Below are 24,577 nucleotides of genomic sequence, written 5' to 3'. Positions count from 1 at the left end.
TCAAGGCCGCACGCTTAATCTCAACTTATTGTTTTTAATGACAATTAAAGCCATGGCACAGCCCTTGCTCTTCCTTCATCAATAACAAAGACAATGAAGGAAACACTGCATGGATATCGTCTTCATCGGGTTTGGCGAAGCCGCCTACCACCTCTGCGCCGGCCTGCGCACCACGGACGATCTACAGATAGGTGCGTTCGACGCCAACGTCAGCCCCGCCCTGCAGCAACGCGCCGACCAGCAGCACGTCACCCTCTTCGACTCCCTGGAAAACGCCTGCCGTGACGCGCGCTTCGTGGTGTGCCTGACCAGCGCCAGCAGCGCATTGGGCATCGCGCGCAACGTCCTGCCGCTGTTGGTGGCAGGGCAAACCTACGTCGATATGAACTCCGCCGCGCCCACCGTCAAACAGGCTATCAACCAGCTGCCGCGCCCTGCCGGCGTAGGCTTTTGCGACAGCGCCGTGATGGGCACCGTCCCCGGCAATAACCACCGCGTGCCGATGCTGCTGGCCGGCAGCGGTGCTGCTGCGTTTGCCGAAGCCTTCACGCCACGCGGCATGCAATTGACCGTGCTGGAAGCTGAAGCCGGCGCCGCCTCCGCCATCAAAATGCTCAAGAGCGTGGTCATGAAAGGCCTGCCGCAATTGCTGCTGGAAGCCTTCCAGGCCGGCGAGAAATTCGGCGTGCTGGACACGCTGGTCGCGTCCCTCGGCGACTCGTTGAACGGCAAGACCGTCGAGCAACTGGCCAATACCTTCACCGCCCGTACGCTGATCCACGCCAAGCGTCGTAGCGCGGAAATGGACGATGCGGTCACCACCCTCGAAGCCGCTGGCGTGGACGCCACCATGACCCGTGCAACCCAAGGCCAGCTGGATAAATTGGCCGCCACCGACTGGGCCAGCCTGCTCGGCCCCGATGGCAGCGACATGGATTTTCGCACCGCCATCGCCCACCTGACTGCCCACGCCTGAGAACCAGCCATGAACACTGAACAGTACTTTCCCCTGCCCGATTTGATCCCGAACGATTTGCTGGAGCGCTTCCGCCAACTCAGCCCCGCACAACTGTGCGACGGCATGCAAAGCCTCGGCATCCCGCGCAACGGCTGTATGGACGCCGACCTTATGCCGCTGGATGAACGCAAGGTGATGCTCGGCACCGCCTACACCGTCGACACCGAAGACGGCGACAACTTCCCGATCCACGTGGCCGTGTACCAGGGCCAGCCGGGCTACGTGCTGGTGGTGGCCGGCAAAGCCTACCCCGGCCGCGCCTACATCGGCGACCTGATGGCCGGCGCCGCCCAGGCCGTGGGTTTGGCCGGCATGGTCATCGACGGCTGCGTGCGCGACAAGGTGCCGTTGGCACAACTGGACATCCCGATCTACGCCAAGGGCTTCATGCAACGCAGCCCCGGCAAGCAAGGCCCCGGCAAGATCAACGCCAGCGTGACCTGTGCCGGTGTGGAAGTTGCGCCGGGCGACCTGGTGTTTGGCGATTACGACGGCGTCACCGTGGTGCCCCGCGCGCGGCTATTGGAAGTGCTGGAGGCCTCCGAGAAAAAAAGTGCGTATGAAAACCAGCGCCGCGAGGTGATCGACGAATACACTCGCTGCCGAGACAGCGGCCTGCCTCTTCCCCCACTGGCCCCGGCGTGGGTCACCCAACTGCTGGAAGGCCAGTAACGCCCAAGGCTGCATCCGGGGTGCCTGGCACCCCAACCCGCTGCGCTCACTATAAAAATAATATTGTGGAGACGTTCAGATGCTGACAGTTCTGGGCTATGTGTTGATCACTTCGTTTCTGTTGCTGGTCATCAAGCAAAAACTCTCGCCGTTCACCGGCCTGATCGTGGTATCGCTGGCCGTTGGGGTGCTGGTGTGCCTGTTCAACGGCGTGCCGATGGGCACCATCATGACCTGGGTGCGCGAGGGCCTGTTCTACTCGCAGAACGAGGCCGGCAAGGTCTCCCTCGGCACGGTCAACCCCACGGTGATGATCCTGTTTGCCGTGCTGTATTTCAGCCTGATGATGAACGTCGGGCTGTTCGATCCGCTGTGCACCTTCCTGATTCGCAAGGCCAACGGCGATCCGCTGAAAATTATCCTGGTCACCGCTTTCACCTCGGCCGTGGTCACCCTGGACGGCGACGGCACCACCACCATCTTGATCATCACCACCGCGTTCCTGCCGCTGTACAAACAGATGGGCATGAAGCTGTCGAACCTGGCGATGCTGATCATCCTGCCGTGCGGCCTTGGCAACTGCTTGCCATGGGGCGGTCCACTGGCACGCGCGGCGGCGGTGCTGAACGTGGAGGTCAATACGTTGTTCGTGGCGATCCTGCCGATCCTCGGCGTGTCGTTCCTCTACGTGTTTTTCATGGCCTACCTGATGGGCATCAAGGAGCGCAAGCGCCTGGGCTTCGTGAAGGGTGAAAAAGGCATCGTGACGCCCGAGCAAATCCTGCAGATGGTCAATGTGATCAAGGACCACGACAAAGCACTCAAGCGCCCGCGTCTGTTCCTGTTCAACCTGGCGCTGACCCTGGGCATGCTGGTTATCCTCATTGCCGGTTGGGCCAGCGGTGCCGTGGTGTTCATGCTGGGGACCGCGATTGCGCTGACCGTCAACTACAGCGCCGTGGAACAACGCGAACGCATCACCGCCAACGGTGGCGACGCCGTGGCCGTGGCCTCGATCATCCTGGCTGCTGGGTGTTTCCTGGGCATCTTCAACGGCAGCGGCATGGCCGGCGCCGTGGCCGAACACATGGCCAGCCTGATCCCGGACTCCATGGGCAGCCACACCGCCTTGATCTTCGCCTTCCTCGGCGCCCTCGCCTGCTACGCCTTGCCGGTGGACGCCTACTACTTCGGCATCCTGCCGGTGGTGGCGCCCATTGCCTACAAGTTCGGTATCAGCCCGACCGAGATCGGCGTGGCATCGTTCATGGGTCAGGCACTGCGGTATGCCAGCCCCACGGTGGCGTGGTTGTTCCTGCTGATGAACCGTACGGAGATGACGTTCGGGGAGTACCAGAAGGAATTCTTCAAGTGGTCGATCCCGATGTTTTTCATCTTTTTGATCACGGCGATTGTGACGGGGGAGTTGCCGGTGGGCTAAACCCAATCCTGTAGTGAGCGGGCTTGTCCCGCTCACTACAATGACCTCATCGTGCCATTAGCACACTTGTGCTAATCGACCCTTCTCCCTCGCGGCGCTATATTCCCCGGCACTTCCAACGCTCTCCCGGCACCGTGCATCCCTTGCGCGTGGGCGCGTTATGCGCTGGAAAAACCATAACAACCCCAAGGAAGAAGCACCATGAAACTGCAATCCTCCGTTACCCGTCTCACCCTGCTGGGCGCCTTGATCATTGGCGTGGCCGGCTGCAGCAACATCAAGCCTACTGAAGACCATCTCAAGACGCTGTCGGAAACCAACCTGGGCGAACCGGTCAAGCGTATCTCCAACGTGCGCAGCGACTCGATGACCACCTACTACGTCGCCAGCGCGGCATCCGGGGAGTACAACTGCTCGGTGCCCAGTGGTGCCAGCGGCGGCATGTTTGCCGTGGCCAGCTTCGGCATGATGAAACCTGCCGCCTACTGCCAGCCCAAAGGTGCACGCGGCAACCCACTTCAGGGCTTTACCCAGTAACCGCCTCCTGACTCAGTTCCCGCAGAACACCGCGCAGTTCCGCGGGGCGCACAGGCTTGGAGAGAATGGCGATCTGACGGTCGTGCAACGCGGCCTGGATTTTTTCCACATCGTGCCCGGTGAGGATCAGCGCCGGGACCGCCCAGCCACGTTGTTCGCGCAGGGCGTCGATGCATTCGATGCCGGTGGCGTGGTTACCCAGGTCGTAGTCGGCGACGATGATGTCGCAGTCACTGACCAGATCACGCCCCGATGACTCCGCCTGCACCTCGCACCCCCAGCGCTCCAGTAGCGCCTGGGTGGCGAGCAGCACGTTGTGGTCATCTTCGACCAGGCACACCTTCAAACCGGTGAGCAACCCGGCCTGGCGCGTGTCATCGCGCGGTGCTGTTGCACGCGGCGCGGTGGCCAGGGTGAGGCCATACAGGCTCACGGAAGTACCACGGCCCACCCGTGAGCGCAGGCTCACGTGCACGCCCATCAACTGCCCCAGACGCTTGACGATGGACAGCCCGAGGCCCACGCCTTCGACGTCTTTGTCACGCAGGTGGCGTACCCGATAAAACTCCTCGAAGACCTTTGACAGATGCTCCTCGGCAATCCCTCGCCCCCGGTCATGAATCTCCACCGCCAAGCCGCCGTCGCGGATGCGCACGCCGATCAGCACCGGACGCTGCGCGCCATATTTAAAGCAGTTGGACAGCACGTTCTGCACCATGGTCGCCAGCAGCGCCGGGTCAACCAGCACCCAATGCGCACACGGCCGCAGGCGCAACTCCACACCGGCCCACCGCGCGGCCTCGGCGTTCTGCCGCACCAGGTCGGCAAGGAATTCGCCCAGGTGCACCGCCTGGTATTTGGGCAGCAGACGGCCGTTATCGAGGGTGTAGAGGTCGAGAATCGAGCGGAACAGTTGCGACACGTTCAGCAGCGACCGGTCGATGTTGTCCACCAGCCGCCGCTCTTCATCACCCAGGCGCGCTTAGCGCAGGCACGCGGTGAACAGGCCGATGGAGTGGATCGGCTGGCGCAGGTCGTGGCTGGCCTGGGCGAGGAAACGGGATTTTTCAAGATTGGCGGCGATGGCTTGCTCGGACGCCTTGCGCGTGCGCTCCAGCAGGATATGCGCGTATACGGGGATCACTGTGCTGGTGATCATCAGCATCAACACCATGAACGGTTGCGCCTGCCACACCGGCGTGAGGCGGTACACGATCAACAGCGCCAGCAACGCCAACGCCGTGGCAATCGCCAGGTATCGCGAGCCGTAGCGCATGCCGTTGCCGAGGTTGACCCACACCATCACCGCATACAACGGCAGTGCTGCCTCGCCACCGACTACCATGCCAAACGAGGTGCCGGTGTAGTCGTGAAGCATCCCGAAAATCCGCCGCGCCGGGTAGTGTCCTGGCCATCGGGCGATGACTTGGCGCAACACAATGGAGGCCAGCAGGAACAGGAAGATATACAGGATCACCGGCAGGTAAGTGTCCACCGACTGTCCGGGCAGGAAGCCCAAGGCGCCGATGTAGACGATCGCAATACTGGCCACCACGATACGCAGGTTGGCCTGGTCGAGTTCGGAGTTGGTCTCAAGACTCATGGGGTTACGTCCTTGTGCGGCAATCAACAAATCCAACTTGCGTCACAGGCAGGCCTCGGACGCGGTGGTAAGGTAGCATGCAACCGCACAGCCTTGCCCCAGGAAGGAGCACCCACATGACCGGTCGCATCATCATCGCCGACGACCATCCGATGTTTCGCGAAGCCATGCTGCGCACGGTGCAGCGCTTGCTGCCGGACGCCGTGGTGCAGGAAGCCGGCGACCTCGACGGGGTACTCGCGCTGATCCGCGAAGGCGGCGAGGTCGACACCCTGATCCTCGACCTGCGCTTCCCTGGCCTGACCTGCATGAGTCAATTGGTCGACCTGCGCCAGCAACTGCGGCGCACCACGTTGATCGTGGTGTCGATGGTGGATGACCCGGCGTTGATCGATCAAGTGATGGCATTGGGCGCAGACGGCTTCATCGGCAAGAACATCGCCCCCGACGAGATCGGCCAGGCGTTGCTGGCCATCCGCGAAGGCGAAGTACTGGTCAAGTTCGCCCCCTCCGGCCTGCTGCCGCTGGACACCCACACCCTCACCGCCCGCCAGCAGGACGTGCTGCGCCTGATCGCCCAGGGCAAGACCAACAAGGAAATCGCCAAGGCCCTGGATATCTCGCCGTTTACTGTGCGTATCCATGTGTCGTCGCTGCTGCGCACGCTGGATGTACCGTCGCGGGCGGCGGCGGCGGTGAAGTATTCCGGGGAGTTCTAGATGAGCTCTGCATCCGATATTTATGCTCACTTCCCAGCTTAATAATATTTTATTTATAACCCCCCTCCCCCTAGCCTTGAAGTCATGCAAACGCTGAATCCAACTGCATTACGCAAGGACAGAGACATGACTGAAGCAATAACAAAAACAGACACGCTGGTGGTGGGCGCCGGCCAAGCTGGCGTGGCCATGAGCGAGCATTTGAGCAAGCAAGGTGTGCCCCACCTGGTGCTGGAGCGCAGCCGTATTGCCGAGCGCTGGCGTACCGGGCGTTGGGATTCGCTGGTGGCCAATGGGCCGGCCTGGCATGACCGCTTTCCGGGGTTGGAGTTCGACACGGTCGCTGCGGATGGGTTTGCGCCGAAAGAGCGTGTGGCGGATTACTTTGAGGCCTATGCCCGCAAGTTCAACGCGCCGATCCGTACCGGCGTGGAGGTGCTGTCCGTGGTGCGTAATGTCGGTCGCCCTGGCTTCACCGTGCACACCAGCGAAGGGGTGATCGAGGCCAACCGTGTGGTCGCCGCTACCGGGCCGTTCCAGAAACCGGTGATTCCGGCCATCGCGCCGAAAGACACTGCGTTGCACCAGATCCATTCCGCTGACTATCGCAACCCCACACAACTGCCGGCCGGCGCCGTGTTGGTGGTGGGCGCGGGTTCCTCCGGCGTGCAGATCGCTGATGAATTGCAGCGCGCCGGGCGCCGGGTGTACCTCTCGGTCGGCGCCCATGACCGCCCGCCCCGCGCCTATCGCAACCGCGACTTCTGCTGGTGGCTGGGGGTGCTGGGCGAGTGGGACCAGGCGGCCATGAAACCCGGCCGCGAACACGTGACCATCGCAGTCAGCGGTGCACACGGCGGCAAGACCATCGACTTCCGTGAGCTGGCCCAGCAAGGCATGACCCTGGTCGGCCTCACACAAGCATTCGATGGCAGTGTCGCCCGCTTCCAGCCGAACCTGGTGGAAAACCTGGCACGCGGCGATGAAAACTACCTGGCCCTGTTGGATGCCGCCGACGCCTATATCGAGCGCAACGGCGTTGACCTGCCGCTGGAACCCGAGGCCCGTCGTGTATTCCCCGATGCGGACTGCATCAAAAATCCGATCCTGGAACTGGACCTGGCCCAGGCCGGCGTCACCTCGATCATCTGGGCCACCGGGTTTGCCGTGGACTACAGCTGGTTGAAGGTCGCCGCCTTCGACGAAGCCGGCAAACCCCAGCACCAGCGTGGCGTGTCCAGTGAAGCGGGGATCTACTTCCTCGGCTTGCCGTGGCAATCGCGCCGGGGTTCGTCGTTTATCTGGGGCGTTTGGCACGACGCCAAGTATGTGGCCGACCACATCGCGATCCAGCGTCAATACCTTGAATACCGCGAAGCCGCCCCGGTGGTTCGTCCGTCCCCTGTCAGCGCCTGATCCCTTTATTGCCGGAGTTTTTCTGATGCCTACTCACACTCGCATCCGCATGTTCAACACCAAGGAAACCTACCCTAACCAGAGCCTGGACAACGACCTGTGCCAGGCCGTGCGCGCCGGCAACACCGTGTATGTGCGCGGCCAGGTGGGCACCGATTTCGAAGGTAACCTGATCGGCCTTGGCGACCCGCGCGCCCAGGCTGAGCAAGCCATGAAAAACGTCAAGCAACTGCTGGAAGAAGCGGGTTCCGACCTGTCGCACATCGTCAAGACCACCACCTACCTGATCGACCCGCGCTACCGCGAACCGGTGTACCAGGAAGTCGGCAAATGGCTAAAGGGCGTGTTCCCGATTTCGACCGGGCTGGTGGTGTCGGCCCTCGGTCAGCCACAGTGGTTGATGGAAATCGATGTGATCGCCGTTATTCCCGAATAAGGAGCCGCACATGACCTTTTCAATCGTCGGCCGTTGCGCCGAAACCGGCCAGCTGGGCATTGCCATCAGCTCATCGAGCATTGCCGTGGGTGCCCGTTGCCCATGGCTGCGGCCCGGTGTGGGCGCGGTGTCGACCCAGAACATCACACTCCCGGCCCTGGGCCCGGACGTGTTGGACCTGCTGGAACAAGGCCTCGCCCCTGCCGACGCGATCGACAAGGCCCTGACGCGCAACGGCTACAGCCAGTACCGCCAACTGACGGCGATTGATCACCTGGGCCGCAGCGTGCATTTCAGCGGCAGCGAAACCCTCGGCACCCATAACGCCGTGTCGGGCGAACAGTGTGTGGCGGCGGGCAACATGCTCGCCGACCGCGCAGTGATCGAAGCGATGGTCACGGCCTTTGAGCAAGGCGAAGGCCAGTTGGCCGATCGCCTGCTGGCGGCGATGCACGCTGCCATTGCCGCCGGTGGCGAAGCCGGCCCGGTGCACTCCGCCGCGCTGGTGGTGGTGGGCGAACTGACCTGGCCGATCATCAACCTGCGCGTGGATTGGGCTGACCAACAGCCGATCCTTGAACTGCAAAAGCTCTGGGATGCCTATCGCCCGCAAGTGCAGGACTACATCGACCGCGCCCTCGCCCCGGACCGCTCCCCCGGCTACGGCGTGGCCGGAGACGACCGATGAGCGCCAGCCGCGAACTGCTGCAGACGCTGGTGGGGTTCGATACCACCAGCCGCGAATCCAACCTGCACCTGATCGAGTTTGTACGCGATTACCTGGCCGGTTTCGGGGTATCCAGCCAATTGGTCTACAACGAAGAACGCAGCAAGGCCAACCTCTTTGCCAGCGTTGGCCCGGTTGAGTTGCCGGGGATCGTGCTGTCGGGGCACACCGATGTGGTGCCGGTGGACGGCCAGCCCTGGACCGTGCCGCCGTTCGAGCTGACCGAACGCGACGGCAAGCTGTTCGGCCGCGGCACCGCGGACATGAAGGGCTACATCGCCTGCGTGTTGGCACTGGTACCGGCGTTGGTCGAGGCACCCTTGCGGATGCCGGTACATATCGCCCTGTCCTATGACGAGGAAGTCGGTTGCCTGGGCGTGCGTTCGTTGCTCAAGGTGCTTGAAGAACGGCCAGTGAAACCGATGCTGTGCATCATCGGCGAACCGACCGAACTCAAGCCGGTGCTCGGCCACAAGGGCAAGTTGGCCATGCGCTGCGATGTGCACGGCGAGGCGTGCCATTCGGCCTACGCACCGTATGGGGTGAATGCGATTGAGCAGGCTGCCGAGCTGATTGGCGAGTTGGGAAGGATCGGCCAGCGTCTGCGGGAGACCCAGGATGCGCGGTTTGATCCGCCGTTCAGCACGGTGCAAACCGGCGTGATCAGCGGTGGCAAGGCCCTGAATATCGTACCGGCGGATTGTCGGTTTGATTTTGAGGTGCGTGCGTTGCCGTCGCAGGACCCGGCCAAGGTCGCGGATGAACTGAAGGCCTACGCCGAGCAGCAGGTGTTGCCGCGCATGCAGGCGGTGAGTGCACAGAGTGCGATTCGCTTTACCGAGCTGTCGGCCTACCCAGGTTTGGTCACCGATGAGCGCAGCCAGGCGGCAGAGTTGATCGCGGCGTTTTCCGGTTCACGGGAGTTCGGCACGGTGGCGTTTGGCACTGAAGGTGGGTTGTTTGATGCGGTGGGTATTCCCACGGTGGTGTGCGGGCCGGGGAGTATGGATCAGGGGCATAAGCCGGATGAGTTTGTGAAGGTGGAACAACTGCTGGAGTGTGATGCGATGCTGGGGCGGATGCTGGATTCTATTCGCGCTTGAGCCAAACACCAATCAAATGTGGGAGCAAACCGCTCCCACATTTTTGGCCTTGTCCTCAACCCAAGAGTCGGGCAAGTTCCTCGCGGCAGTAGTCGACAAAGAGCTGCACCGGCTTGGTCAACGGCGCGCGGCGCAACCATACCGCTGACAAGCCTGAGCCGGTCACCGTCTCCGCCAACGGCACGCACACCACCTTCTGCCCGTCATAGGTGTACTCGGTGAACGGCTTGGTCACCAGGATCGAAAACCCGAACCCCCGCCCCACCATCCCCCTCACCATCTCGATCGACGGCGAGCTGAACACGATGTTCGGCGTCAACCCACGCTCTTCGAAGATGCTTACGAAATAGGTGCGGCTCGGCAGCACGTCCAGCAAGATCATCGGTTCCAGCACCAGGTCCGCCAGCGACACCTTGGCCTGCTGCGCAAAACGATGATCGGCCGGCAACAGCGCATAAGGCTGCTGCGGCGGCATCAACGGCGTGGTCTCGATGGTCGCGCCCAGGTCGTGCTCGAACAGCATCGCCACGTCAATGCTGCCCGCCGTCAGCGCCTGCACCAGCTCTTGCTGCTCGCCATCACGAATGCGGATCTCCACCCCCGGCCAACGCGCCTTGAAGCCCGCGATCAGACGCGGCAGGTACAACGGCGCCACGGTTTCAAAGCAGCCGATATCGATCTGCCCCGCCACCACGTCATTGTCCGCCAGGGCATTCTGCTCGAATTCATGGGCCACGCGCAGCAGCTCCAGGGCCTTGCGATAGAAGCGTGCCCCGCTGGGCGTCAGTGACACACCCTGGGCGTGATGACGGATAAACAGCTGCACGCCAAAGCTGTCTTCCAGCTGCTTGATCGCCGTGGACACCGACGGCTGCGCGATATACAGCTTGCGCGAGGCCTCGGCGACGCTGCCGCATTCGGCCGTGGTGACGAAATATCTGAGTTGGCGCAGGTTGTACGCAGCCATCGGGACCTCCAGAAACGTGGGACTTCGCCCGCAAAACAGGTGTAGGCAACATACCGGAGCGCAGCAAGGCTGCGAGCTATATTTTTTAAGGTCTATAGCAACAAACTTACTAATTTACCTCCCTGCGCCCATTGCAGATCATCACTCCAACAACAAAGAGCCGCGCACGTGGCGCACAGCGAAGTACGTCAACGTACTCACCTTGCCTTGGAGTTCGTCATGGTCACCACTGCAACATCCTCCGCCCCGCTTATCGAAAAACACACGATTGGATACGTGCCCCCGGAAGATCGCCACGGAAAGGTAAGAGACCTGTTCACCCTGTGGTTCGGCGGCAATATCGCGCCGCTGCCGATCGTCACAGGTGCGCTGGGGGTGCAACTGTTTCACCTCAACTTAGTGTGGGGCATCGTCGCCATCCTCATCGGCCACCTGGTCGGCGGCGTGCTGATGGCGCTGCACTCGGCCCAGGGCCCGCAAATGGGCATCCCGCAAATGATCCAGAGCCGCGCCCAGTTCGGCTCCCTCGGCGCCTTGCTGGTGGTGGTGATCGCCGGCGTGATGTACATCGGTTTCTTCGCCTCCAACATCGTGCTCGCGGGTAAATCCCTGCACGGCGTGGTCGACGCGGTGCCCGTGCCGGTGGGCATTGTGATCGGCGCCATCGGCTCCGGGATTATCGGCATCATCGGCTACCGCTTCATCCATGTGCTCAACCGTATCGGCACCTGGGTGCTCGGCGCCGGTATCGTGCTGGGCTTCGGCTACATCTTCACCCACGTACAGACCACGGACTTCCTGACACGCGGCAGCTTCAACATCGCAGGTGTGCTGGCGACCGTGTCCCTGGCGGCCCTGTGGCAAATCGCATTTGCCCCCTACGTGTCGGACTACTCGCGCTACCTGCCCGCCGACGTACCGGTAGCCTCCACTTTTTGGACCACCTACCTCGGCTCAGCCCTGGGTTCCAGCCTGTCCTTCATCTTCGGCGCGGTCGCCGTGCTGGCGACGCCGGTGGGCATGGACACCATGGACGCGGTCAAACTCGCCACCGGCGCTATCGGGCCGTTGATGCTGGTGCTGTTCCTGCTCAGCGTGATCAGCCATAACGCACTCAACCTGTATGGCGCCGTGCTGTCGATCATCACCCTGGTGCAGACCTTTGCCTACCGCTGGATTCCAACGGCCAGAAGCCGTGCGCTGATTTCGATCCTGGTATTGGCCGCCTGCGCGATTGCGGCCGTGTTCGCCTCGAAGGACTTCATCGGTCACTTCGTCGACATGGTGCTGGTGCTGCTGGTGGTGCTGGTGCCGTGGACGGCGATCAACCTGATCGACTTCTATGCGATCCATAAGGGCAAGTACGACATTGCCTCGATCTTCCGCGTGGATGGCGGGATCTATGGGCGCTACAACCCGCAAGCCCTGCTGGCGTATGCGGTCGGCATTGTGGTGCAGATTCCGTTCATGAATACGCCGCTGTACGTAGGTCCGATTTCGGAACACATCAACGGGGCGGATTTGTCCTGGGTGGTGGGGTTGGTGGTCACGTCGCCGTTGTATTTCTGGCTGGCGAGTCGGGACAGTGCGTATAAGCGTCGGATGGACGGGGGGAAGTTGGTGGGTGGGGTTTGAGACATCTGCTTTGAGTTGTGAGGAAACCCGCTTTGGCGGGTTTTCTGGTTTTTGGACGGCCAATCGGACGCTCTTTTTGTGGCTGATGGGGTGGCTATGAGTAGGCTTCCTGTGGTGAGCGGGCTTGCCCCGCGCTGGGCTACGCAGCGGCCCCATTAAGAATGAATGCAGTGCTTCAGGCATTTCTCCATTGCTGATTTTGGGGCTGCTGCGCAGCCCAACGCGGGGCAAGCCCGCTCGCCACAGAAAGCACGCTCGCCACAACAACCGCATCGCCACAGGGGATTTGTATTGCTGGGGTCGATGTTTGTCTATCATGTGGCCTCTCGCTCAACGCCTCAGGAAACGCCCATGCCCGCCCTCACCTTCCGCAACGCCCTACCCGCCGACGCCGCCCGCTGCTTTGACATCGAGATCAGCGCCTACGAAGGCGACGAAGCCGCGACCCTGGAGAAGATCGCCACGCGTATTGCCCAGTATCCGCAAGGCTTTCTGATCCTGGAAGCCGCGGGTGAAGTGGTGGGTTTCATCAATTGTGGCTGCGCCCACGAAGTGGTGATGTCGGACGAGGCGTTCAAGGAGTTGGTGGGCCACTCGGCCGACGCGCCCAATGTGGTGATCATGTCGGTGGTGGTCGACCCGGCGCATCAGGGCAAGGGCTATTCGAAAATGTTGATGACTGAGTTTGTGCAGCGCATGAGCCGCATGGGCAAGCAGACGATTCATCTGATGTGCAAGGAGCAACACGTGCCGCTGTATGAGCGCATGGGCTATCAGTATGTGCAACCCTCGCCGTCGGAGCACGGTGGCATGGCGTGGCATGAAATGGTCATGGCGCTCTAGAGATGAACGCAGCGCATATTGAAATCAGCGACCAACCCAACCCCGACGCCGAGCGTATCCTCGGCGGCGGCTTGGCGGCGTTCAATGAAGCCATCACCGGCTATAACGATCGGCGTCTGCTGACGGTTTTGATCAAGGATCCCGAAACCCAGCACATCCTCGGCGGCATCACCGGCAAGACTACATTGGGCATGGCCTTTCTCGACCTGTTCCACTTGCCCGACTCGCTGCGTGGCACGGGACTGGGCAGCCAGTTACTGCAAACATTCGAAGATGAGGCGCGGCGCCGGGGCTGTCGCAACGCGGTGCTGTACACCCTGAGTTTCCAGGCGCCGGGGTTTTACGAGAAGCATGGCTGGGTACGTTTTGGCGAGCTACCGTGCGAGCCTGAGGGCAGCAGCCGGGTGTTTCTGTCTAAATCGCTGTGACGCCCAGGGCTTTGCCAAACAACCGATTCCCATGGCTCTCCCCTTGGAAGGCATACACCGGCGAGCCCAGCAGCCCATACCCGCGCCGAGGGTAAAACCCCAGGGCGCGCTCGTTACCGTCCCACACCGTCGCCCATAACAGCGAAGCACCACCCAGCGTCGCGCATTGCTCTGCCGCTTGCAGCAACTGATAGCCGATGCCCAGGCCGGTGAACCGTTCCTGGATGTACAGGCGTTGCAGTTCAGCGACGTCAGGCGCTTCGATCATCGGGTGACAGGCGTTGAGCTTGACCTGGGCAAAGCCGACCAGGTGCTGGTTGGACTCGGCCACCAGCAGCGAGATACCAGGATCGGCGATCAACCGGGCCATGACCTGCGGCGCAAACGCTTCAAGCACTTCAGTGGCAATCGAGCCGCGAATGCCTTGGGTCGCGTAGGTGTCGAGGAACACTTGCATGCCCAGCACGCCCAGGCACAGGGCGTCGTCGAGGGTGGCGTCGCGAAGAAGAATGGCAGACATCGAGCGTCCATACTCTGAGGGGTGAGGAGCGACGTTTTACCATGAATGTTGCCTCTGCGGGTTTGCCGCAGTAGGGTTTATCCCCGCCCAATTTGCAGGAGCCCAGCATGAGCTTTTTTTCCGACCCGGATGCCGTCGCCCGTTACGCCGAAGGCCCCGTGCGCCTGGTGCCGGGCTTTGATGGCCTGCAACGCATGACCACCCTGCTGCTGCGCGAAAGCGTGCCAGCCGCTGGCAATGTGCTGGTGTTGGGCGCCGGCGGCGGCCTGGAGTTGAAGCGTTTTGCGGACGCAGAACCGGGCTGGCGGTTTGTGGGGGTGGACCCTTCAGCCGAGATGCTGAAGCTGGCCGAGGCAACCTTGGGCCCGTTGATGGACCGCACCGAGTTGCATGAAGGCTATATCGACACGGCGCCGTTGGGGCCTTTCGACGGCGCCACGTGCTTGCTGACCTTACATTTCATCCCGGCCGAGCAGCGCCTGCAAACCCTCAAGGCGTTGTGGCAACGCCTGCTGCCGGGCGCGCCGCTGGTGGTGGCCCATCACAGTTTCCCGCAAGGGCCGGAGGATAAAGTCCGGTGGTTGAAGCGCTACGCAGCATTCGCGGTGGACTCGGGCGTGCCGGCGGCGGATGCCGAGCGCGCGATTGCGGCAATCAGCGAGAAGTTGCCGGTGCTGTCACCCGAGACGGATGAAGCCTTGATGAGAGAAGCCGGCTTTGACGGCGTGGAGTTGTTCTACGCCGGCTTCAGTTTCAAAGGCTGGCTGGGCTACAAGCCGCGCTAGCGGCTTCACCAACTGCCGGACGCCCCGCCGCCTCCACTGGAGCCACCGCCGCCGGATGAGCTGCTGCTGGAACTGGAGCTGCTGGAGCTCGAACTCGATCCACCGCCCGAAGACCCCGAGCCGCCGCTGGTCTTGCCAAAGATGAACAGCGCCGCAAACGAGGCAATCGGGAACGCGAACAGCCAGCCATCACGGCCGAGTTCCAGTAACACCCCCGCCGCCACATACACCCCCACCGCCGCCAGTAGCCGCGCGATAAAACCCACGCGGCTCTGCTTCCAGGCATCCTTCATGATCACCAGCAGCACCAGGTACAGCCCCAGCACCACCAGCGCGCCCAGTGGAAAGACCAGCCAGTGGATGAAGTTGACGTCGGCATAGCGCTGATCAACCACCACCAAGCCCAGGATGTAGGCCAGCAGCCCGATCACGCCGTAAAACACCGAACGCGCCATCCACAATGCGCCGAAGGTCGCGCCGCCGATCAGCATGATCAGTGGCATCACCAGCAGAAACATCGCCCAATCTCGGCCTTCACCCACGATCACGAGCAGCAACGTGGCAACCACCGCGGCAATCAACGCGCGGCGCCACCGCAGTTTGCCCGCACTGATGAGTACGCCGCCAATGGCGCCGATGACAAACGCCAGCGCTATGGCGATGAACTGCGGATTGACCCTTGTGCCTGCGGCTGCAGGCAAATCATCGCCGTCCACCAGCACCACCAGGTCATTCACGCCCTGGGAGACACCACCGACGAAATCACCCTGGCGGAAGGCCGGGGTGATGTGTTCCTCGATGATGCGGTGCGCGAGCAAATCGGTGACCGTGCCTTCCAGGCCATAGCCCACCTCAATGCGCACCTTGCGGTCCTCCTTGGCCACCACCAGCAGAATGCCGTCGTTGACGTCCTTGCGTCCCAGCTTCCAGGCGCGGAACAGTTGGTTGGCGTAGTCCTCGATGCTCACGCCGCCGGTGGTCGGCACCAACAACACAGCCACTTGCGAGCCTTTGCGCTGCTCAAGGTCGGCCAATTGGGTTTTCAGACGGGTGGTGGTCGAGGCATCCAGGGTGTTGGTGAGGTCAATCACCCGCTGGTCGAGGGCGACGCCAATCGGTGAAATATCGGCCTGGGCGGTGCCCACCAGGCCCAAGACCACCAGCGCCACCAGGTTCAAGACGGACTGCCGCAGAATCGCCATCATGTTTGTTACCTGAAGTTTCTTCCTGAAGGCGGCGACTTTACCTTATCCGCGCTATATCGCGTGACCCCGCGCCGTTGACTATCTAAACTCCCTGCACGCATAGCAAAACGCCATAACGGGAAGCCCATGGACCTACGCCACCGTAACAATGTCAGTGTGATGGGCAACGGCCGCTCGACCCTGGTGTTTTCCCACGGTTTTGGCTGCAATCAGGCCATGTGGAACTACCTGGCACCGCAATTTTCCGAACGTTTCCGCGTGGTGATGTATGACTTGGTGGGCGCCGGTCTGTCGGACCTCAGTGCGTTCGACAAGGCCAAATACAGTGCCCTGGACGGCTACGCCCGTGATTTGAACGAGATCATCGACGCCTTCGCGGTAGGCCCGGTGATCCTGGTGAGCCATTCAGTGAGCGCCATGATCGGCACCCTCGCCGACCGCCAGGCCCCCGGCCGCATTGCCGCCCACGTCATGATCGGCCCCTCGCCGCGCTATATCGACGCCGACGGCTATGTCGGCGGCTTCAAACTGGCGGATATCCAGGACCTGCTCGACACCCTCGACAGCAACTACCTCGGCTGGTCCAGCGCCATGGCCCCGGTGATCATGGGTGCGCCTGGGCAACCGGCGTTGAGCGAGGAATTGACCGACAGTTTCTGCCGCACCGAACCTGAGATCGCCAAGCAATTTGCGCGGGTGACGTTCATGTCGGACAACCGCCAGGACGTGATCGGCCTGGCCACTCCGGTGCTGATCCTGCAATCGAGCGACGACCTTATCGCCCCCGTGACCGTGGGCGAATACCTGCACAGCGTGCTACCCAACAGCACCTATTGCCTGGTGGACAACGTCGGCCATTGCCCGCACATGAGCGCGCCGCAAGCGTGCGCGGCGGCCATGGAAAGCTTCCTGGCGCCGTGGACGGCCGCCCATGCCGTCTGAGTTGTTCGACAGCGCCGCCTGCGCCCTCGCCGTCACGGCGCAGGACGGCACGATCCTGCAAGCCAATACGCGCTTCAGCGAGTGGCTGGGGTTCAGCATCACGGAGCTGTGCGGCAAGCGTTTCCAGGATTTGCTGACCATGGGCGGACGGATCTTCCACCAGACCCACCTGGCGCCGATGCTGCGCCTGCGCGGCAGCGTCACCGAAGTGAAACTCGACATGCTGCACCGTGACGGCCACAAGCTGACCGTGCTGCTCAACGGCATCAAGCGCGAGCAGGACCACGGTACGGTCTACGACCTGGCGCTGTTCGGCACCACCGACCGCGACAAGTACGAGCGCGAGTTGCTCAATGCACGCAACTTTGCCGAAGCACTGTTGCAGGAAAAGACCGCCACTGAACTCGCGCTCAAACTGGCCCAGGCCGAATTGAGCGAGGCCTATGCCATCGCCCAGCGCCGGGCGCTGTTTGCCGAGCAGATGGTGGCGATTGTCAGCCACGACTTGAAGAACCCGCTTACAGCCATTCGCATGGCCTCGGATTTTCTCAACCGTGGCGAACGCACTGCCAAGGAACGCCAACTGCTCGGGCACATTGGCCAGTCGTCCGAGCGTGCCCAGCGCATGATCGCCGACCTGCTGGACTTCACCCAGGCGCGCGTTGGCCAGGGCATTACCATCAAGGCGGCGCCGTTGGACCTGCATGAGGTGATTCATCGGGCCGTGGATGAACTGCGCGTGGCGTTTCCCACCGCAACGTTGGCGCATCTCGCCGAGGGCAGTGGCGAGGCTTGCCTGGACGCCGACCGCGTGCAGCAGATCATTGGCAACCTGGTGGCCAACAGTGTGGCGTATGGCGACCTGCAACGGCCGATCACCGTCAAGTCGCGATTGGGGCAGGATCGCTGCGAGGTCTCTGTACACAACCACGGCAAAGTCATCCCCGAAGCCTTGCTCGCCGAACTGTTCGAACCCATGACCCGTGGCACCGACCAAGGCAGTGACGTGCGCAGCGTGGGCCTCGGCCTGTATATCGTGCGCGAGTTGGCCAGGGTGCATGGCGGCGATGTGGCGGTGAGCTCCTGTGTCACGGGCGGCACTACGTTTAGCGTCAGCTTTCAGCCCAGGTAGGCGCTGCCCTGCATCACCGGCTCGACGCTGCCCGTCAGCACCACGCCGCCCTCGCCTGCCCACTGCACGGTTACCGTGCCGCCGTCGCAGAGCACTTCGACAGTATCGTCCAGCAGCCCACGACGAATGCCATTGACCACCGCGCCACAACAGCACGAACCGGAGCCCAACGGCACGCCACCGCCGCGTTCCCAGATGCGCAGGCGGATGTGGCTACGATCCAGCACCTGCACGAAATGCACATTGGTCTTGGCCGGGAACAACGGGTGAATTTCCAGCGCCGGGCCTAAGGCCGCCACGTCGACAGCCGCGATGTCGTCTACAAAAAAGGTGCAATGCGGGTTGCCCATGCTGCACGCCGCCGGGTTGCCATCGATGGGCAAGGTGCGGGTGTCCATGGCCTCGGCCAACGGCACGGCGGACCAGTCCAGCGACGGCTCGCCCATGTTCACCGACACCTGCCGCCCGGCTGCCCGCACACAGTTCAGCAAGCCCCGATCGGTACGCAGCACCACCGAGTCCGTGCCGGCTTCATGCATCAAGCGATCAGCCACGCCACGGGTGGCGCTGCCGCAGGTGGCCAGCGGCGTGCCGTTGGGGTTCCAGAACTTGATGCGCGCCGCGGCGTCATCACAATCGAGCAGCACAGCCAGTTGGTTGAAGCCGATGCCGGTGTGGCGGTTGCCAAGCTGGCGGGCGATTTTCGCGGTGATCGGATCGTCCAGGCCACGGCGGTCGATGATGATGAAGTCATCGCCATGGGCGTGCATTTTCACAAACGGCAGGGGCATGGGCTGTCCTGTGGTCGACCGGTGAGGAACTGAAGGATACCCTGAACCGGCCCAACCTTATCGAGAGCCACCCATGCTAATTGTCTGCGGTGGTGGCGGTGACTTTAACGGACCTCACCGCGATGGCGAACTAGGTCTCTCTGTAGTGAGCGGGCTTGCCCCGCGCTGGGTGGCGAAGCCGCCCCAAGAAGACCGCCGCGCTTTTTCTGTGAGACCACATGGCACGATTTTAGGGCTGCTTCGCAGCCCAGCGCGGGGCAAGCCCGCTCACTACAGAAGCACGCTTCAGAGCACACTCCCCATCGCCTTCATCAACACCAGGTCCCGCCCATAGATATCCGGGGCATACACCAACCCGCCCTCGCGATTGACCTCCACCGTCCAGTAACTCAACAACACCGGCACCGGCGTGGCCAGCCGGAATTCATGGGTCACGCCGGTGGCCAGCAGCTCATCGGTGCGAGTACGTTCGGCCGGGCTCACCAGCAAATCCCGCAGCAACAACGGTTGCTCGACCCGCACACACCCCGAGCTGAACGCTCGCGGCCCTTTGGTGAACAGCGGCTGGCTCGGCGTGTCGTGCAGGTACACCGAGTAGGGGTTGGGAAAGCGCATCACGATTTTGCCCAGCGGGTTGCGCGGCCCGGCTTCCTGGCGCAGCAGGATATTGCCAGGCCGAGCCCAGTCGATTTGCTCGGGCGCCAGCGGGTGACCTTCGGCGTCGAGCACTTGCAGGTTCTGCTGGCGCAGGTATTCGGGGTTGAGGCGGATGGCCGGGAGTTTGTCCTCGCGCATGATGGTGGGCGGGATGGTCCAGGTGGGGTTGAGGGTCAGCCGGGTGATGCGCGATTTGAGCAACGGCGTCTGGCGTTCGGCGCGGCCGACTTGCAGGCGGGTTTGCCACACGGGGATGCCGCTCTGGTAAACGCTCAGTTGCGCGGCGGCGACATTCACCAGCACGCCTTCTGGCTCCAGGTCCTGGGCCAGCCATCGGAAGCGTTCAAGGTTGATACGCAGTTGTTCGCGGCGCACCAACGGGCTGATGTTCAATTCGGCCACGGTGCCGGCGCCGATCACGCCATCGGCCTGCAACGAGTGGCTGAGCTGGAAGGCCTTGACCGCCTTGACCAGTTCATCGCGGTACTGCTTGCCGCTGGGCGCGTTGACGAGGTAGCCACCACTGACCAGGCGCCGCGCCAGCTCCGGCACGCGAGGGTCTTCCATGCCGGGGCGCAGCAGCGGACCGCTGGCGACCGGATCCCAATGCGGCAACGGCTGCTGGCGCACGGTGGAATAGGCGTTGCGCAGGCTGCGATACAAATCGGCACTGGGCCGCGCCTGGTCGAATGCCTGGGGCATGTCTTGCAGACCTGTGGCGGCAAACGCCAGCACCTCGACATTGGGGTCGCGCGTAGGCGGTTGCGAATGCCACAAGGGTTCGAAACGTGACTGTTGCAGTCGGCCGTAATGCAGATCCTGCAAGGCTTGCAGGTAACGCTGGCTGGTGGCTATATCGCTGCACAGCACGTTGGCCGTGGCATCCGCCAAAGGCAAGCTATAGTGGGTGGGGTCCAGGCCGTCATCGGCGAGCATCAGCAACTGAGATTGCAGGGCTTTTCGGCGCTCATCGGCGGACCACAGCGGCACATTACCTTGCTGCTGGTAGAAGGCTTGCAGGCGCAGTTGCGCAGCGGGGTCGAGCTGCGGCGCCAGGCCGGGGCAGACACTCGGCAGTTGCGCCAACGCCTGTTGCACGGGCGCCAGATCGACCGGCGCCGGGGTGGTCACCGGCAACGGCTCGACCGGCAGCACGTCGGCTGTCGCGACCAATGGTGCAACGAGCAGGCAAATGCTCAAGTAACATGCGTGTTTTTTGAACAATTGACCAGGCTCCAATCCACACCGGGGGACACTTCGTAGATGCTGACTTTCATGCGCCGCCTCGGTTTGATGACCGTGGCGTTGGCTACCTTGAGCAATTTTGCGCTCGCCGCCAATCAGACCTCTCCTAACTTGTATAGCAGCCTGGCGCGCTCGGCTCCAGAACTCAATCCCACCGTACTCAAAAGCGCCCTGAACGCGGTGCAGTGCGCGGTCAATAACGGCGAGGAACGTTCCGAGCGCCTAGCGGTTATTGACTACTCCCAGCCTTCGACCGCCCGTCGGCTGTGGATCTTCGATCTGCGCAAGAAGACCCTGGTACTACGCGACCTGGTCGCCCACGGCGCCAAATCCGGGGAAAACTTCGCCACCCAGTTCTCCAACCTGGAAGGCAGCCACCAGTCCAGCCTGGGCTTGTTTCGCACCCAGGAAAGCTACCTCGGCACTCACGGCTACTCACTGCGCATGGACGGCCTGGAGCCGGGTTTCAATGACCAGGCCCGCGACCGCGCCATCGTCATCCACGCCGCCGACTACGTGAGCCCCTTGTGGAGCAAGCGCGAAGGCCGTATCGGCCGCAGCCAGGGTTGCCCAGCCGTGCGCCCGCAGGTGGCGCGCCAGGTGGTGGACAAGCTCAAGGATGGCCAGTTCATGTTTTCGTGGTACCCCGACCAGCGCTGGTTGAAGTCTTCGACCTACCTCAATTGCAAACCCCAACAGGTGGCGAGTAGTCGTACAATCCGTGGCGGATAGCCTGTCCCCATAGATAAGAGAACCTCGCATGCTTCTACACAAATCCACCTGGATCGAGATCGGGCAGTTTCTGGAACGCAGCCGCACGGTGGTGATTCCCATCGGTTCCAACGAACAGCACGGCCCTACCGGCCTGCTGGGCACCGACTGGATGTGCCCGGAAATCATCGCCCATGAAGCGCAGAAGAACGCCGACCTGCTGATCGGCCCCACCTTCAACATCGGCATGGCCCAGCATCACCTGGGCTTTCCCGGCACCATTTCCCTGCGCCCTTCCACCTTTATCGCCGCGATTGGCGATTGGGTGCGCTCGCTGGCCGGGCATGGTTTCGAGAAAATCCTGTTTCTGAACGGCCATGGCGGCAATATCGCCACCATCGAAGCGGCGTTTTCCGAGCTGTACGCCGAAGCCAGCTTCGCCCGCCGCCCGGCCGGGTTTGCCTTGAAACTGGTGAACTGGTGGGACCTGGAAGGGGTGAACGACCTGGCGCAGCGCCAATTCCCGGTGGGCCATGGCAGCCATGCCACGCCGTCGGAGATTGCGGTGACGCAGTGGGCCTATCCGGACTCGATCAAGAAGGCCGACTATTCGCCGCAGATCGCCAACACCGGGCCGATCCGTGAAGCGCTGGACTTCCGCGCGCGCTTCCCGGATGGGCGCATGGGCTCGGACCCGGCGCTGGCGACGGTAGAAAAAGGTGGGGAGTTGGTGGCGTTGGCGGCGCTGGGGTTGGTCAAGACGGTGAATGCCTTCAGCAACGAAGCCAAGCCCTAGGCCATACGCAAAATTATTGGCATTCCTTGGCAGCCAGCTCAAGCCGAGACGGCGTAATCGTCGACGCCAGCGGCTTGCGCTCATACAGGAACACTTTGCCGCCGTCCTGGGACTTGTAGGCTTCCAGCACATCATCGGCGGCAATCTTGCTGGTCAACACCACTTTGGCGTGGCGCGAGTTCTGCGTCACGGTGGAGGTGATCTTGTGTTTTTCCAGCTTGGGCAGCACACACTGCACATAGGCTTCAGGCGTTTTGCTGGTCTGCAAGGTCAGGGTGGGAGCGTTGGGGGCGGACACACAACCGGCCAGCAACAGGGAAGCAAAGGCCAAGGCCGGGGCGAAAAAAGCGCGCATGAAAAATTCCTGATTATAAAAATAAAGGTTCACATCAACCGGCACGGACCAGCGCTTTGAGCGACGCATCGAACTGCTTCAAGGCATCCAGTTGCACATCGCGCTGCTGCTCGATCTGCGCGGCAATTTCCGGCGCTGCCTTGTCATGTACCCACACTGACGGCACCTGCTTGTGTACCGAGCCTTCGGCCTTGGCGATGTATTGCAGGTTCGCATCATAGAACCGCGCAATAAAACGCGCCTCGACCTGGTCGTTGCGCTGGGTCAACAGTTGGTTATGGGTATCGAGCATCACCACCACATCGGGGTGAGCCTGCACCAAGGCATCCAGGTTGTCGTAGACCGTCACCGACAAAAACGTGCCTTGCAGCGAGTTCATCAACCAATCGATGGCCAGTTCCGGGTCGGAACTGTTGACGAACGCCTGACGGATACGCCCATCGAGGGCATCCTTGGCGCCATTCAAGGCCATGTCGTGGTAGCGTTCAAGGTAGCTGAGGTTGTCGCGGGTGTTGTCACTCAGCAATACACCCACCGACTGCGCGTGCTGCAGGGAGTCTACGCTACCGTTGATCGGTAGCAAATGGCTCATGGGCAGATCATCGGCAATTGCCGCGTTGTTGATGGCAACCATGCCAAGCATCAAAGCCATCAACGCCAGTTGAATAAAAGTCCTCATCGCGCATTTCCTTGAACAGCGTCTCGATGGCGTGATTTTCCGCTTTTCCCGCAAAAACAGAACTTGCGATCCTTGATGGTGACTATTATCTGAACCGATAGTGCTGACATAAAACTTATAAGGACCACGCCATGAAGCCCCACCAGAAAACCTTCGACCGCATCCGCGAAGCCGTACTACCGGAGTTTCGCGAGCGGGTCGCCGATTACCTGGTCGACTATGAACACGTGCTGCAGGACGAGGCAGCCGACGCCGATCAAATCAGCGCCAGCGCCCAGCAACTGCGCGGTTACCTGCGGGGTTTGAACACCACACGGGTGCTCGGCATGGCGGACTGGGAAGACCTCGACCGCCGTGTGGAGGAGGATTGGCTACGCGTGGTGGAAGCCGAATAACTGGCGTGGCGTGTCGATCAACAAAGCCAGCGCGACTGCTGCCGACCAGCCCAGGGCTTGGCGTTGCTCAATCACTGCGCCATAGCCGATAGACGCTTCATGCTGGGTGTGCGGCCAGTCACTGCCCCACACCAACCGATGCAGGCCAAAGCTCTGTTGCAGCAACGGCATGGCTTGGTGGGCAAACTCAAGGTTCTGCGCCGGGCTGCCGGCCAGGCGATAGATACCCGAGACTTTCAGCCACAGCTGGCCGCCGAGCCCAAGCGCCAGCAACTCGGTAAAGCCGCGCTGCTCGACGCTCAATCGTGCGTCGGGTCGCCCGAAATGATCGATCACCAATTTCACCCCGAACGGCAGCAGTTGCCGCACTAACTGCGGCAGGTCGTCCAGCTCGCGGTGCAATTCCACATGCCAGCCCAGTTCGACGATGTGCTCGAAGAACGCCTTCCAGCCCGACTCGGCAAAGTCCGGCAGCGCCCGGCCCACCAGGTTCAGCCGCACACCCACGACACCTGAGCGGGCCATGGCGTGCAAGGCGTCGCGCGGGATATCGCGTTCAACCACCACCACGCCGCGCAACCGATCGGGTGCCTGCTGCAAGGCGGACAGCAGGTAGCGATTGTCAGTGCCCAGGAAGCTGGGCTGCACCAGCACGCCATGGCTCAAGCCGTTGGCGTGCAAGTGCCCGAGGTAATCCGCCAGCGTGGCGTCGTAGCCAGGGGTGTAGCGACGTTCGCCAGCCAAGGTCAGCGTGCGGCTGAACACATGGGCGTGGGCGTCGATGCCGGTGATGGAGCAGTTATCGAGCATGGGGTTCGT

The 24,577-nt window shown here is 62.2% G+C and carries 26 protein-coding genes and 1 pseudogene; 18 read left to right on the top strand and 9 right to left on the bottom strand.

Features of this window, described 5'->3' with window-relative positions:
* The first annotated feature begins 109 nt into the window (after positions 1-109).
* The 4 genes from ACP7BX_RS15900 to ACP7BX_RS15885 all read left to right on the top strand — a co-directional run bounded on the left by ACP7BX_RS15900 (position 110) and on the right by ACP7BX_RS15885 (position 3,668).
* Complete coding sequence (locus ACP7BX_RS15900) at positions 110-976, top strand: DUF1932 domain-containing protein (protein ID WP_426160875.1); 867 nt, start codon at positions 110-112, stop codon at positions 974-976.
* A gap of 9 nt (positions 977-985) precedes the next feature.
* A complete protein-coding gene (locus tag ACP7BX_RS15895; RefSeq protein WP_033896662.1) occupies positions 986-1,690 on the top strand; it encodes an S-adenosylmethionine--2-demethylmenaquinone methyltransferase in 705 nt (234 codons plus the stop codon).
* A 79-nt stretch (positions 1,691-1,769) separates the two neighbouring features.
* Positions 1,770-3,131 (top strand): CitMHS family transporter, encoded by a 1,362-nt coding sequence (locus tag ACP7BX_RS15890; RefSeq protein WP_033896663.1) that lies wholly within the window; start codon positions 1,770-1,772, stop codon positions 3,129-3,131.
* Between the two features lie 201 nt (positions 3,132-3,332).
* A complete protein-coding gene (locus ACP7BX_RS15885; protein WP_033896666.1) occupies positions 3,333-3,668 on the top strand; it encodes a hypothetical protein in 336 nt (111 codons plus the stop codon).
* Here the strand turns inward: ACP7BX_RS15885 and ACP7BX_RS15880 are convergent.
* Positions 3,658-5,271, bottom strand: a pseudogene (locus ACP7BX_RS15880) (ATP-binding response regulator). The gene ACP7BX_RS15885 and the pseudogene ACP7BX_RS15880 sit on opposite strands and share 11 nt — an antisense overlap.
* Positions 5,272-5,387: 116 nt before the next feature.
* On the opposite strand from ACP7BX_RS15880, the gene ACP7BX_RS15875 reads away from it, so the two are divergent.
* The 5 genes from ACP7BX_RS15875 (at position 5,388) to argE (ending at position 9,672) form a co-directional block, all read left to right on the top strand.
* On the top strand, positions 5,388-5,990 hold the full coding sequence (locus tag ACP7BX_RS15875) for a LuxR C-terminal-related transcriptional regulator (RefSeq protein WP_038851568.1): 603 nt from the start codon (positions 5,388-5,390) through the stop codon (positions 5,988-5,990).
* Between the two features lie 84 nt (positions 5,991-6,074).
* Entirely contained in the window at positions 6,075-7,406 is a 1,332-nt protein-coding gene (locus ACP7BX_RS15870) for a flavin-containing monooxygenase (RefSeq protein ID WP_426160870.1), read from the top strand.
* Positions 7,407-7,431: 25 nt separating this feature from the next.
* Positions 7,432-7,842, top strand: coding sequence for a RidA family protein (locus tag ACP7BX_RS15865; protein WP_016969085.1), 411 nt, complete (start codon positions 7,432-7,434; stop codon positions 7,840-7,842).
* A gap of 10 nt (positions 7,843-7,852) precedes the next feature.
* The gene (locus tag ACP7BX_RS15860) at positions 7,853-8,530 is read left to right on the top strand and encodes a DUF1028 domain-containing protein (protein WP_426160869.1); all 678 of its coding nucleotides are present in this window, start codon (positions 7,853-7,855) and stop codon (positions 8,528-8,530) included.
* Positions 8,527-9,672, top strand: coding sequence for an acetylornithine deacetylase (gene argE, locus ACP7BX_RS15855; protein ID WP_426160868.1), 1,146 nt, complete (start codon positions 8,527-8,529; stop codon positions 9,670-9,672). The genes ACP7BX_RS15860 and argE overlap by 4 nt, the downstream gene beginning before the upstream one ends.
* Positions 9,673-9,727: 55 nt before the next feature.
* On the opposite strand, the gene ACP7BX_RS15850 is transcribed toward argE, so the two are convergent.
* Entirely contained in the window at positions 9,728-10,639 is a 912-nt protein-coding gene (locus ACP7BX_RS15850; RefSeq protein ID WP_033896676.1) for a LysR substrate-binding domain-containing protein, read from the bottom strand.
* 219 nt (positions 10,640-10,858) lie between these two features.
* On the opposite strand from ACP7BX_RS15850, the gene ACP7BX_RS15845 reads away from it, so the two are divergent.
* From ACP7BX_RS15845 to ACP7BX_RS15835, 3 genes are all read left to right on the top strand, one after another.
* The gene (locus ACP7BX_RS15845) at positions 10,859-12,274 is read left to right on the top strand and encodes a purine-cytosine permease family protein (protein WP_426160867.1); all 1,416 of its coding nucleotides are present in this window, start codon (positions 10,859-10,861) and stop codon (positions 12,272-12,274) included.
* A gap of 351 nt (positions 12,275-12,625) precedes the next feature.
* Positions 12,626-13,117, top strand: coding sequence for a GNAT family N-acetyltransferase (locus tag ACP7BX_RS15840; RefSeq protein WP_426160866.1), 492 nt, complete (start codon positions 12,626-12,628; stop codon positions 13,115-13,117).
* 2 nt (positions 13,118-13,119) lie between these two features.
* Positions 13,120-13,545 carry a GNAT family N-acetyltransferase gene (locus ACP7BX_RS15835; protein ID WP_426160865.1) on the top strand — a complete coding sequence of 142 codons (426 nt, stop codon included), beginning with the start codon at positions 13,120-13,122 and terminating at the stop codon, positions 13,543-13,545.
* Here the strand turns inward: ACP7BX_RS15835 and ACP7BX_RS15830 are convergent.
* The gene (locus ACP7BX_RS15830; RefSeq protein WP_426160864.1) at positions 13,532-14,065 is read right to left on the bottom strand and encodes a GNAT family N-acetyltransferase; all 534 of its coding nucleotides are present in this window, start codon (positions 14,063-14,065) and stop codon (positions 13,532-13,534) included. The two genes, ACP7BX_RS15835 and ACP7BX_RS15830, sit on opposite strands and share 14 nt — an antisense overlap.
* Positions 14,066-14,172: 107 nt before the next feature.
* On the opposite strand from ACP7BX_RS15830, the gene ACP7BX_RS15825 reads away from it, so the two are divergent.
* The gene (locus ACP7BX_RS15825; RefSeq protein ID WP_426160863.1) at positions 14,173-14,850 is read left to right on the top strand and encodes a class I SAM-dependent methyltransferase; all 678 of its coding nucleotides are present in this window, start codon (positions 14,173-14,175) and stop codon (positions 14,848-14,850) included.
* 5 nt (positions 14,851-14,855) lie between these two features.
* Here ACP7BX_RS15825 and ACP7BX_RS15820 read toward each other — a convergent pair whose 3' ends face one another.
* Entirely contained in the window at positions 14,856-16,055 is a 1,200-nt protein-coding gene (locus ACP7BX_RS15820) for a TPM domain-containing protein (RefSeq protein WP_426160862.1), read from the bottom strand.
* A 126-nt stretch (positions 16,056-16,181) separates the two neighbouring features.
* On the opposite strand from ACP7BX_RS15820, the gene ACP7BX_RS15815 reads away from it, so the two are divergent.
* Both ACP7BX_RS15815 and ACP7BX_RS15810 read left to right on the top strand, forming a co-directional pair.
* A complete protein-coding gene (locus tag ACP7BX_RS15815; protein ID WP_426160861.1) occupies positions 16,182-16,997 on the top strand; it encodes an alpha/beta fold hydrolase in 816 nt (271 codons plus the stop codon).
* Positions 16,987-18,129 carry a PAS domain-containing sensor histidine kinase gene (locus ACP7BX_RS15810; RefSeq protein ID WP_426160860.1) on the top strand — a complete coding sequence of 381 codons (1,143 nt, stop codon included), beginning with the start codon at positions 16,987-16,989 and terminating at the stop codon, positions 18,127-18,129. The genes ACP7BX_RS15815 and ACP7BX_RS15810 overlap by 11 nt, the downstream gene beginning before the upstream one ends.
* Here ACP7BX_RS15810 and dapF read toward each other — a convergent pair.
* A complete protein-coding gene (dapF, locus tag ACP7BX_RS15805) occupies positions 18,117-18,920 on the bottom strand; it encodes a diaminopimelate epimerase (protein WP_426160859.1) in 804 nt (267 codons plus the stop codon). The two genes, ACP7BX_RS15810 and dapF, sit on opposite strands and share 13 nt — an antisense overlap.
* A gap of 285 nt (positions 18,921-19,205) precedes the next feature.
* On the bottom strand, positions 19,206-20,801 hold the full coding sequence (locus ACP7BX_RS15800; RefSeq protein ID WP_426161133.1) for a L,D-transpeptidase family protein: 1,596 nt from the start codon (positions 20,799-20,801) through the stop codon (positions 19,206-19,208).
* A gap of 39 nt (positions 20,802-20,840) precedes the next feature.
* Here ACP7BX_RS15800 and ACP7BX_RS15795 point away from each other — a divergent pair, with 39 nt between their 5' ends.
* Both ACP7BX_RS15795 and ACP7BX_RS15790 read left to right on the top strand, forming a co-directional pair.
* Positions 20,841-21,554, top strand: coding sequence for a murein L,D-transpeptidase catalytic domain family protein (locus ACP7BX_RS15795; RefSeq protein ID WP_016977141.1), 714 nt, complete (start codon positions 20,841-20,843; stop codon positions 21,552-21,554).
* Between the two features lie 28 nt (positions 21,555-21,582).
* Positions 21,583-22,329 carry a creatininase family protein gene (locus ACP7BX_RS15790; protein ID WP_426161134.1) on the top strand — a complete coding sequence of 249 codons (747 nt, stop codon included), beginning with the start codon at positions 21,583-21,585 and terminating at the stop codon, positions 22,327-22,329.
* Positions 22,330-22,342: 13 nt separating this feature from the next.
* Here the strand turns inward: ACP7BX_RS15790 and ACP7BX_RS15785 are convergent, their stop codons facing one another.
* Positions 22,343-22,684, bottom strand: a complete 342-nt coding sequence (locus tag ACP7BX_RS15785) for a hypothetical protein (protein ID WP_033896691.1) — start codon at positions 22,682-22,684, stop codon at positions 22,343-22,345.
* Positions 22,685-22,718: 34 nt separating this feature from the next.
* Positions 22,719-23,363 carry an ATPase gene (locus ACP7BX_RS15780; protein WP_426161135.1) on the bottom strand — a complete coding sequence of 215 codons (645 nt, stop codon included), beginning with the start codon at positions 23,361-23,363 and terminating at the stop codon, positions 22,719-22,721.
* A gap of 131 nt (positions 23,364-23,494) precedes the next feature.
* Between ACP7BX_RS15780 and ACP7BX_RS15775 the strand changes: the two genes are divergently transcribed.
* Positions 23,495-23,758: a hypothetical protein gene (locus tag ACP7BX_RS15775; RefSeq protein ID WP_061448853.1), complete on the top strand. Its 264-nt coding sequence runs from the start codon at positions 23,495-23,497 to the stop codon at positions 23,756-23,758.
* On the opposite strand, the gene ACP7BX_RS15770 is transcribed toward ACP7BX_RS15775, so the two are convergent.
* A complete protein-coding gene (locus ACP7BX_RS15770; protein ID WP_426161270.1) occupies positions 23,735-24,568 on the bottom strand; it encodes an amidohydrolase family protein in 834 nt (277 codons plus the stop codon). The two genes, ACP7BX_RS15775 and ACP7BX_RS15770, sit on opposite strands and share 24 nt — an antisense overlap.
* Between the last annotated feature and the right edge of the window lie 9 nt (positions 24,569-24,577).

The sequence above is a fragment of the Pseudomonas sp. DWP3-1-3b3 genome (assembly GCF_049896305.1).
GTDB lineage: Bacteria > Pseudomonadota > Gammaproteobacteria > Pseudomonadales > Pseudomonadaceae > Aquipseudomonas > Aquipseudomonas azotoformans_A.
This window is presented reverse-complemented; position numbering and strand designations above follow the sequence as displayed.

Coding starts and splice junctions, on each gene's coding strand:
- ACP7BX_RS15875 (WP_038851568.1), top strand. CDS start 5,388: ATGACCGGTCGCATCATCATCGCCGACGACCATCCGATGTTTCGCGAA.
- ACP7BX_RS15795 (WP_016977141.1), top strand. CDS start 20,841: ATGCTGACTTTCATGCGCCGCCTCGGTTTGATGACCGTGGCGTTGGCT.
- ACP7BX_RS15775 (WP_061448853.1), top strand. CDS start 23,495: ATGAAGCCCCACCAGAAAACCTTCGACCGCATCCGCGAAGCCGTACTA.
- ACP7BX_RS15790 (WP_426161134.1), top strand. CDS start 21,583: ATGCTTCTACACAAATCCACCTGGATCGAGATCGGGCAGTTTCTGGAA.
- argE (WP_426160868.1), top strand. CDS start 8,527: ATGAGCGCCAGCCGCGAACTGCTGCAGACGCTGGTGGGGTTCGATACC.
- ACP7BX_RS15820 (WP_426160862.1), bottom strand. CDS start 16,055: ATGATGGCGATTCTGCGGCAGTCCGTCTTGAACCTGGTGGCGCTGGTG.
- ACP7BX_RS15825 (WP_426160863.1), top strand. CDS start 14,173: ATGAGCTTTTTTTCCGACCCGGATGCCGTCGCCCGTTACGCCGAAGGC.
- dapF (WP_426160859.1), bottom strand. CDS start 18,920: ATGCCCCTGCCGTTTGTGAAAATGCACGCCCATGGCGATGACTTCATC.
- ACP7BX_RS15840 (WP_426160866.1), top strand. CDS start 12,626: ATGCCCGCCCTCACCTTCCGCAACGCCCTACCCGCCGACGCCGCCCGC.
- ACP7BX_RS15890 (WP_033896663.1), top strand. CDS start 1,770: ATGCTGACAGTTCTGGGCTATGTGTTGATCACTTCGTTTCTGTTGCTG.
- ACP7BX_RS15900 (WP_426160875.1), top strand. CDS start 110: ATGGATATCGTCTTCATCGGGTTTGGCGAAGCCGCCTACCACCTCTGC.
- ACP7BX_RS15830 (WP_426160864.1), bottom strand. CDS start 14,065: ATGTCTGCCATTCTTCTTCGCGACGCCACCCTCGACGACGCCCTGTGC.
- ACP7BX_RS15815 (WP_426160861.1), top strand. CDS start 16,182: ATGGACCTACGCCACCGTAACAATGTCAGTGTGATGGGCAACGGCCGC.
- ACP7BX_RS15885 (WP_033896666.1), top strand. CDS start 3,333: ATGAAACTGCAATCCTCCGTTACCCGTCTCACCCTGCTGGGCGCCTTG.
- ACP7BX_RS15810 (WP_426160860.1), top strand. CDS start 16,987: ATGCCGTCTGAGTTGTTCGACAGCGCCGCCTGCGCCCTCGCCGTCACG.
- ACP7BX_RS15845 (WP_426160867.1), top strand. CDS start 10,859: ATGGTCACCACTGCAACATCCTCCGCCCCGCTTATCGAAAAACACACG.
- ACP7BX_RS15770 (WP_426161270.1), bottom strand. CDS start 24,568: ATGCTCGATAACTGCTCCATCACCGGCATCGACGCCCACGCCCATGTG.
- ACP7BX_RS15835 (WP_426160865.1), top strand. CDS start 13,120: ATGAACGCAGCGCATATTGAAATCAGCGACCAACCCAACCCCGACGCC.
- ACP7BX_RS15850 (WP_033896676.1), bottom strand. CDS start 10,639: ATGGCTGCGTACAACCTGCGCCAACTCAGATATTTCGTCACCACGGCC.
- ACP7BX_RS15860 (WP_426160869.1), top strand. CDS start 7,853: ATGACCTTTTCAATCGTCGGCCGTTGCGCCGAAACCGGCCAGCTGGGC.
- ACP7BX_RS15895 (WP_033896662.1), top strand. CDS start 986: ATGAACACTGAACAGTACTTTCCCCTGCCCGATTTGATCCCGAACGAT.
- ACP7BX_RS15780 (WP_426161135.1), bottom strand. CDS start 23,363: ATGAGGACTTTTATTCAACTGGCGTTGATGGCTTTGATGCTTGGCATG.
- ACP7BX_RS15865 (WP_016969085.1), top strand. CDS start 7,432: ATGCCTACTCACACTCGCATCCGCATGTTCAACACCAAGGAAACCTAC.
- ACP7BX_RS15870 (WP_426160870.1), top strand. CDS start 6,075: ATGCAAACGCTGAATCCAACTGCATTACGCAAGGACAGAGACATGACT.
- ACP7BX_RS15785 (WP_033896691.1), bottom strand. CDS start 22,684: ATGCGCGCTTTTTTCGCCCCGGCCTTGGCCTTTGCTTCCCTGTTGCTG.